The organism is Lentzea aerocolonigenes, assembly GCF_000955955.1.
GTDB classification, from domain to species: Bacteria; Actinomycetota; Actinomycetes; order Mycobacteriales; family Pseudonocardiaceae; genus Lentzea; species Lentzea aerocolonigenes_A.
In genome coordinates this window covers 1-6530 of record NZ_JYJG01000108.1, presented here as the reverse complement: position 1 = coordinate 6530, position 6530 = coordinate 1, and the positions used below count along the sequence as shown (strand labels likewise).

Below are 6530 nucleotides of genomic sequence, written 5' to 3'. Positions count from 1 at the left end.
CCTGCCGCTGGTCCTGCTGACCAACCCGAAGCTCTTCCCTGTCAGCCTCGGGCTCTTCCAGTGGAGCACGCGCCAGACCCAGTTCCCCCAGTACACCCCGCTGGTGATCACCGGGTCGCTGCTCGCGGTGCTGCCGCTGGTGGTGGCGTTCCTGGTGCTCAACCGGCAGTGGCGCAAGGGCCTCGCCGCGGGGAGCGTGAAGTGAGGCCCGAGGTCATGCTCGCGATGAGCCCGGACGTCGCCGACCTGCAGTTCGGCCCGCGCGAGCTGGAACGGCTGCGCAGGCTGGCGACGCTCGGGAACCCCTTGGTGGCGGCGGACTTCTCGTCCGCCGCCGTCCGTCGCCGGCTGGCCTCCGTGGAGGTGCTGATCACGTCGTGGGGTTGTCCGCCGATCACCGCTGACGTGCTGTCGGCCGCGCCACGGTTGCGCGCGGCCCTGCACGCGGCGGGCAGCGTGCGAGCGCACGTCGGTGACGAGGTGTTCGACCGCGACATCCTGGTCACGACGGCCGCGCACGTCAACGCCGAACCGGTCGCGCAGTACACCGTGGCGGCGATCCTCTGGGCGTTCAAGAAGGTGCCGTTCCTGGCCGCCGACGCCCGCCGGTTCCGCGAGGACTGGGGCTACCGCGACCGGCGCGGCGAACTGTCGGGCCTCGGTCGCACGATCGTGCTGGTCGGGTTCTCCCGCGTCGGCAGGCGGGTCGTGGAACTGTTGCGGCGGCTCCAGGTCGGCCGGTTGCTCGTGGTCGACCCGGTCGTGGACCCGTCGCTGGTGCGGGCGGCCGGTGCCGAGGTCGTCACGTTGGCTGAGGCACTCCCCCAGGCCGACGTGCTGACCCTGCACGCGCCCTCGTTGCCGGAGACCCGCCACCTGATCGGCGCGGCGGAGCTGGCCTCGCTGCCCCAGCACGCCACGCTGGTCAACACGGCACGAGGGTCCCTCGTGGACACCGCGGCGCTGGAAGAGGCTTGTGTGCATGGAGGTTTGCACGCCGTGCTGGACGTGACCGATCCCGAGCCGCTGCCCGCGTGGTCGCGGCTGTACGACCTGCCGAACGTGGTGATCACCCCGCACGTGGCGGGTTCGCTGGGTTCGGAGACCAGGCTGATGGCCGCTGCCGCGCTGGACGAGTTGGAGCGCTACGTCACCGGGCAGTCGCCGCTGGAACCGGTGACACGGCAGGGACTCGCGGTGCAGGCATGAGACTCCCGGCGGAGGACCGCCGCCTCTCGCCGCGCACGGGCTGGACCCGCGCGCACTGGGAGGCGGTGGCGGACCATCTGCTCGACGCTGTCAACCGGCACTGGTCACCGCGGTGCGCCCGGATCGACCTGCCCGGCGAGCCGAGCCGCTACGGCGTGGTCTCCGACGGGCTCGAGGGGTTCGCCCGCACGTTCCTGCTCGCCGGCTTCCGGGTCGCGGGCGGCGGCGATCCCGCGTTGCTGGAGCGGTACGCGTGGGGCCTGGCCGCGGGTACCGATCCGCACTCGCCGGAGGCCTGGCCGCGCCCGGACGTGCTGGGGCAGGCCAAGGTCGAGGCCGCGTCGATCGCGCTGGTCCTGCAGCTGACCAAACGGTGGTTGTGGGATCACCTCGACGACGGTGTGCGTGAAAGGGTCCTCGACTGGCTCGGCACCGTGGTCGGCCAGCCGTACCCGCCGATCAACTGGGTGTGGTTCCGGATCGTCGTCGAGTCGTTCCTGCGCGAGGCCGGCGGCAAGTGGTCGGCCGAGGATCTCGAGCAGGACCTGGCCGTGCACGCGTCGTTCCGGCGTCCCGGCGGATGGCTCAGCGATGGCGAGGAACGCGCGTTCGACCACTACACCGGCTGGGCGCTGCACCTGTACCCGTTGTTGTGGACGCACCTGTTCGACGTGCCGGACTCGCTGTGCTCGCAGGAAACCCGCCGCACGTGGGCCGACGACCTGAGCAGGTACCTGGAGGACGCGGTGGCGCTCACCGGCGCCGACGGGTCGCCGCTCATGCAGGGCCGCAGCCTCACCTACCGGTTCGCCGCCGCGGCACCGTTCTGGGTGGGCGCGCTCACCGGAGCGGCCGAGCCGGGACTGCTCCGGCGCGCGGCGTCCGGTGTGCTGCGGCATTTCGTCGACCACGGCGCGCTCGAACCGGACGGGGTGCTGACGCTGGGCTGGCACGGCAGCTGGCCACCGATCCGGCAGGCCTACTCCGGCCCCGGCTCGCCTTACTGGGCCGCCAAGGGGATGCTCGGCCTCGCACTGCCCGCCGACCATCCCGTGTGGACGGACGTGGAACGCCCGCTGCCGGTGGAGACGCACGACTTCACCCGCGTCATCGCCGCACCGGGCTGGCTGGTGTCTGGCCGCCGCGCCGACGGCATCGTCACCACCGTCAACCACGGCACCGACCACGCGCTGCCTGGCGACCAGCGCACGGACTCGCCGTTGTACGCGCGGCTGGGTTACTCCACCGCAACCATGCCGGACGCCACGGACAACTCGGTGGTGCTGCTCGACTCCTCAGGTGCGGCAAGCCACCGCGCGGGCTTCCGGACGTTGTTCGTCGAAACGCTTCCGGGCGACGTGGTGGCCGGCGCGTCGTACGGACCGGTGCGCTGGGTCGACACCAGCGCGGACCATTCCCCCGACCACGGTTCGGGCCGCGGCGGCGACATCGTCGAAGGGCCTCCCGTGCTGGTGCTCTCGGTCGTGCGCAGCGGTGTGGAGATCCGCTTCGTGCGGGTGGACGGCGACACGGATGCCCGGCTGCGGCTCTCCGGCTGGCCCGTCGCCGCCGACCTCAGGCCGCACGCCGAAACCGCGGCACGGCCGGAGGTCGTGGTCTCCGCCGAGCGCCTTCGGTCGTCGCTCTGCGCTCTGCGCGGATTCGACCAGGCCGGCGTCCACACCGGTACCGGCACATCCCCGCTGGGCAAGTACGTCGCGACCCCCTGGCTCGCCACGACCGGCCGCGTCACCCGCGGTGACGTGCTCGCCGCGGCCGTGCGCCTGGACCGGGGCCGCGGAGCCGCCGCCAACCCGTTGCTCACCGGGTGCGCCGACGAGATCGTGCTGCGGTGGAGCGACGGACTGGACACGAGGATCACCCTGCCAAATCCTTAGGAGGCACCCGATGGTCACCAGAAGGACAGTGCTGTCCGGCACGGCGGCCGCCATCGCGGCGACAGCGTTCGGCATCAAGGCGAGCGCGGACCAGACGATCGCGATCGACCCCACCACGAGCTACGGCACGTGGGAAGGCTGGGGCACGTCGCTCGCCTGGTGGGCCAACGTGTTCGGCGACCGGGACGACTTCGCCGATCTGTGGTTCACCACGAAGACCGTCACCTACAACGGAACCGCGCTGCCCGGGCTGGGCCTCAACATCGCCCGCTACAACCTCGGCGCGTGCAGCTGGAACGACGTCGACGGCGAACGCATGGTCGCCTCGCCGAACATCCCGCGGTTCAAGCAGATCGAGACCTTCTGGCAGGACTGGCGCGTCACCGACCCGAACTCGTGGCAGTGGGGCGCCGACGCGAAACAACGCGCGTCCGTCGTCAAAGCCACCCAGCGAGGCGCGATAACCGAGCTCTTCTCGAACTCGCCCGCGTGGTGGATGTGCGTCAACCACAACCCGTCCGGCGCCGCCAACGCGAACAGCAACAACCTGCAGTCGTGGAACAACCGAACCCACGCCGCCTACCTGGCCGAGGTGGCGAAGCAGTTCCGCGACCGCTTCGGCGTCTCGTTCCGCACGGTGGACCCGTTCAACGAGCCCGCCTCGAACTACTGGTCCGCCACCGGAAAGCAGGAGGGCTGTCACTTCGACCCGTCCCTGCAACGAACCGTGCTGCAGCACCTGCGCGAAGAGCTGAACAACCGCGGCCTGTCCGGAACCCGGATCTCGGCGTCCGACGAGACGAACTACGACGTGGCGCGCAGCACGTGGAACTCCTTCGACGCCACCACGAAGTCCGTCGTGAACCAGATCAACGTGCACGGCTACCAGGGTTCCAGCGGCCGTCGTGACCTCCTCTACGCCGACGCCAAGGCCGCAGGCAAGGTGCTGTGGAACTCCGAGACCGGCGAGAGGGACGGCACCGGCCTCTCACTGGCGACCAACCTGTGCCTCGACTGGCGCTGGCTGCACCCGACGGCGTGGTGTTACTGGCAGGTCATGGACCCGACCCCGGAGTGGGCGTTGATCGCCTACAACCCGGACACCCTGCAGGCAGGAGCCGTGCAGAAGAAGCTCTACGTGCTGGCGCAGTTCACCCGGCACATCAGGCCGGGCATGCGGATCATCTCGGCCTCCACCGGAAACGCCGCCGTGGCCTACGATCCCGCCGCCCGCAGGCTCGTGCTCGTGGCCGTGAACACCGCGACCTCGACGCAGACGATCACGTTCGACCTCAGCAGGTTCAGTGCGCTGCCCACCGGCCTGATCACGAGGTGGTCGACCTCGACGACCACCGGCAGCGACAAGTACGCGCAACGGACCGACGTCCGGCTGGACGGCAAGCTGCTGCGGGCCTCGTTCGCGGCGGGTCAGGTGCAGACGTTCCAGCTCGACGGGGTCTCAGCCTGACGTGGTGCTGATGCTGGCCACCAGGTTGATCGTGGTGGCCAGCACGCCGGTGCCGAACAGGTAGGACAGCAACGCGTGCTTCAGCACGGTCCGGCGGATGTCGCGCGTCGACAGCGAGGTGTCGGAGACCTGGAACGTCATGCCGATGCTGAACGCGACGTACGCGAAGTCCCCGTAGTCCGGCGGTTCGGGCTGGTTGAAGTCGATTCCGCCGTCCACGTCGAAGTAGTAGAGCCGGGCGTAGCGCAACGTGAAGATCGTGTGCACGACCATCCACGACAGCACCACGGACAGCACGCCGAGCCCCACGCGCAACAGTTCCGACGCACCGGTCGTCTGCGCGGCCCGAGCGAGCACGAAACCGACCGACACCAGGCTCGCGGTCGCCGCGAGCAGCAGCACGATCTCGGTCACGGTGCGCGTGGGATCGTTGCGCACGGCGTGCCGCGCGGTCTCCTCGGCGTCCATCGGCCAGATCAGCAGCCACACCCAGGTCAGGTAGACCAGCGTCGCCACGTCCCAGCCGACGAGCGGCCCGAACTCCGCGTGCCCGCTCAACGAGACCGCCAGCCCCGCGGCGGCACCGGCCGCGATCACCGTCGCGAACTTCGCCCTCGCCAGGACGAAGCCGTCGTCGGACGGCGGGCGGGTCGGAAGATCTTCCGGCATGAAGCTGGAAGGTACGACATGACACCCGCCGTCGCGACAGGACCCGCCCTATCGTCCGGCCACCGCCTCCGAGACGCCGAGGAAACCGTGATCGGTCCCCGGTGCGGCGCTGGTGAGGTCGAGGCGGAGGCGCTCACTGCTCAGCGGGGTGAACCCGATGCTCACGTCGTTCCCGCTCCACTGGACCTTCGCGTCGCGCACCGGTACGAACGCGCGACCGTTCCAGTACGACACCACGACGGAGGCCGGCAGAGCGTGTGACGTGTCGGCCAGGAACGTGGCCCGCACCGAACTGACCTCGCGATCGCCGGTCACCGGCAGCGAGACCCAGTCCATCGCGTGCGCCCGGCTCACCGCGGGCAGCAAGGCCGTGGCGCGTTTGAGGTAGTAGTTCGACCAGTACGTCGAAACGTTTCCGTCGAGCATCGCGGCCGGGATCGTCGTGCGGGTGCCCGAGTAGCTCGCATCAGCCGCCGGTGCCGCGGTCGGACGGGGCGCCGGGGCGGGAGCCACCACGGGCGGGAGGCCAGGCCGTCCACCGGTCGCCACCACCGTCGTGGCTGCTGTGCGCAGACCGTCGGCGCGCGCTGTGACCGTGATGACCGATGACTGTCCGGATCGGACCATCGCCAGGGCTTTGCCGTTGAACGCGGTGCGCGACCGAGCCTGGTAGTTCTCCGCGCTCTCCTGGCGGCCGTTGTCCAGCCCGGCCAGGCTGCCGCCGCGGACCTCGAATGAGATCAGGTCGTCCGCGTCCGGCACGACCACGCCCGCGCGGTCGACGACCTCGGCGGTGACGAACGTGAGCGACTTGCCGTCGGCTTTCGTCACCCGCCGGTCCGGAGTCATCCGCACTGCATATGGCTCCCCTGCGGTGCGCACCTCGTCCTTCGCGACCTCGACACCGTTCTTCTTCGCGACCGCCACGAGTCGTCCTGGCTGGAACGGCACCGACCATGTCAGGTGCAGCTTGCCCGCACTGCCGTTCGGGCTGGTGTAACTGCCGGGATACGGGCCGGTGGTGACGGTTTTGTCGTCGCCGGTCGCCTCCGTGGTCTCCAGGTACCTCGCGCCGCTCACCGTCGTCTTCGCGTCGAACTTCCGCTCCCCCAGCGACTTCCCGTTGAGGTAGAGCTCCACGGTGTCCGCGTTGCTGTACGCCCACACGGAAACCTGCTCGCCCGGCTTGTGGTCCGTCCAGTTCATCGGCAGCAGATGAACCATCGGCTCGCTGCTCCACTGGCTGCGGAACAGGTGGTAGAAGTCCTTGGCGAACCCGGCCGTGT

At 70.0% G+C, this 6530-nt stretch carries 5 protein-coding genes and 1 pseudogene; 4 read left to right on the top strand and 2 right to left on the bottom strand.

Annotated elements, in window-relative coordinates; genetic code table 11:
- The 4 genes and pseudogenes from UK23_RS17075 to UK23_RS17060 all read left to right on the top strand — a co-directional run.
- Window positions 1-205: pseudogene (locus UK23_RS17075) on the top strand (carbohydrate ABC transporter permease); the annotation flags it as partial.
- A complete protein-coding gene (locus UK23_RS17070) occupies window positions 202-1209 on the top strand; it encodes a hydroxyacid dehydrogenase (protein ID WP_231114532.1) in 1008 nt (335 codons plus the stop codon). The pseudogene UK23_RS17075 and the gene UK23_RS17070, both read left to right, overlap by 4 nt.
- Window positions 1206-3107: a DUF2264 domain-containing protein gene (locus tag UK23_RS17065; protein WP_045312533.1), complete on the top strand. Its 1902-nt coding sequence runs from the start codon at window positions 1206-1208 to the stop codon at window positions 3105-3107. Before UK23_RS17070 ends, UK23_RS17065 begins: the two co-directional genes overlap by 4 nt.
- Before the next feature lie 10 nt (window positions 3108-3117).
- The gene (locus UK23_RS17060) at window positions 3118-4575 is read left to right on the top strand and encodes a glycoside hydrolase (protein WP_045312532.1); all 1458 of its coding nucleotides are present in this window, start codon (window positions 3118-3120) and stop codon (window positions 4573-4575) included.
- Here the strand turns inward: UK23_RS17060 and UK23_RS17055 are convergent.
- Window positions 4567-5244, bottom strand: a complete 678-nt coding sequence (locus UK23_RS17055) for a DUF1345 domain-containing protein (RefSeq protein ID WP_045312531.1) — start codon at window positions 5242-5244, stop codon at window positions 4567-4569. The two genes, UK23_RS17060 and UK23_RS17055, sit on opposite strands and share 9 nt — an antisense overlap.
- Window positions 5245-5292: 48 nt before the next feature.
- Window positions 5293-6530, bottom strand: a 1238-nt coding sequence (locus UK23_RS17050; RefSeq protein WP_045312530.1) for a DUF4982 domain-containing protein, incomplete at its 5' end; no start/stop codon positions are given.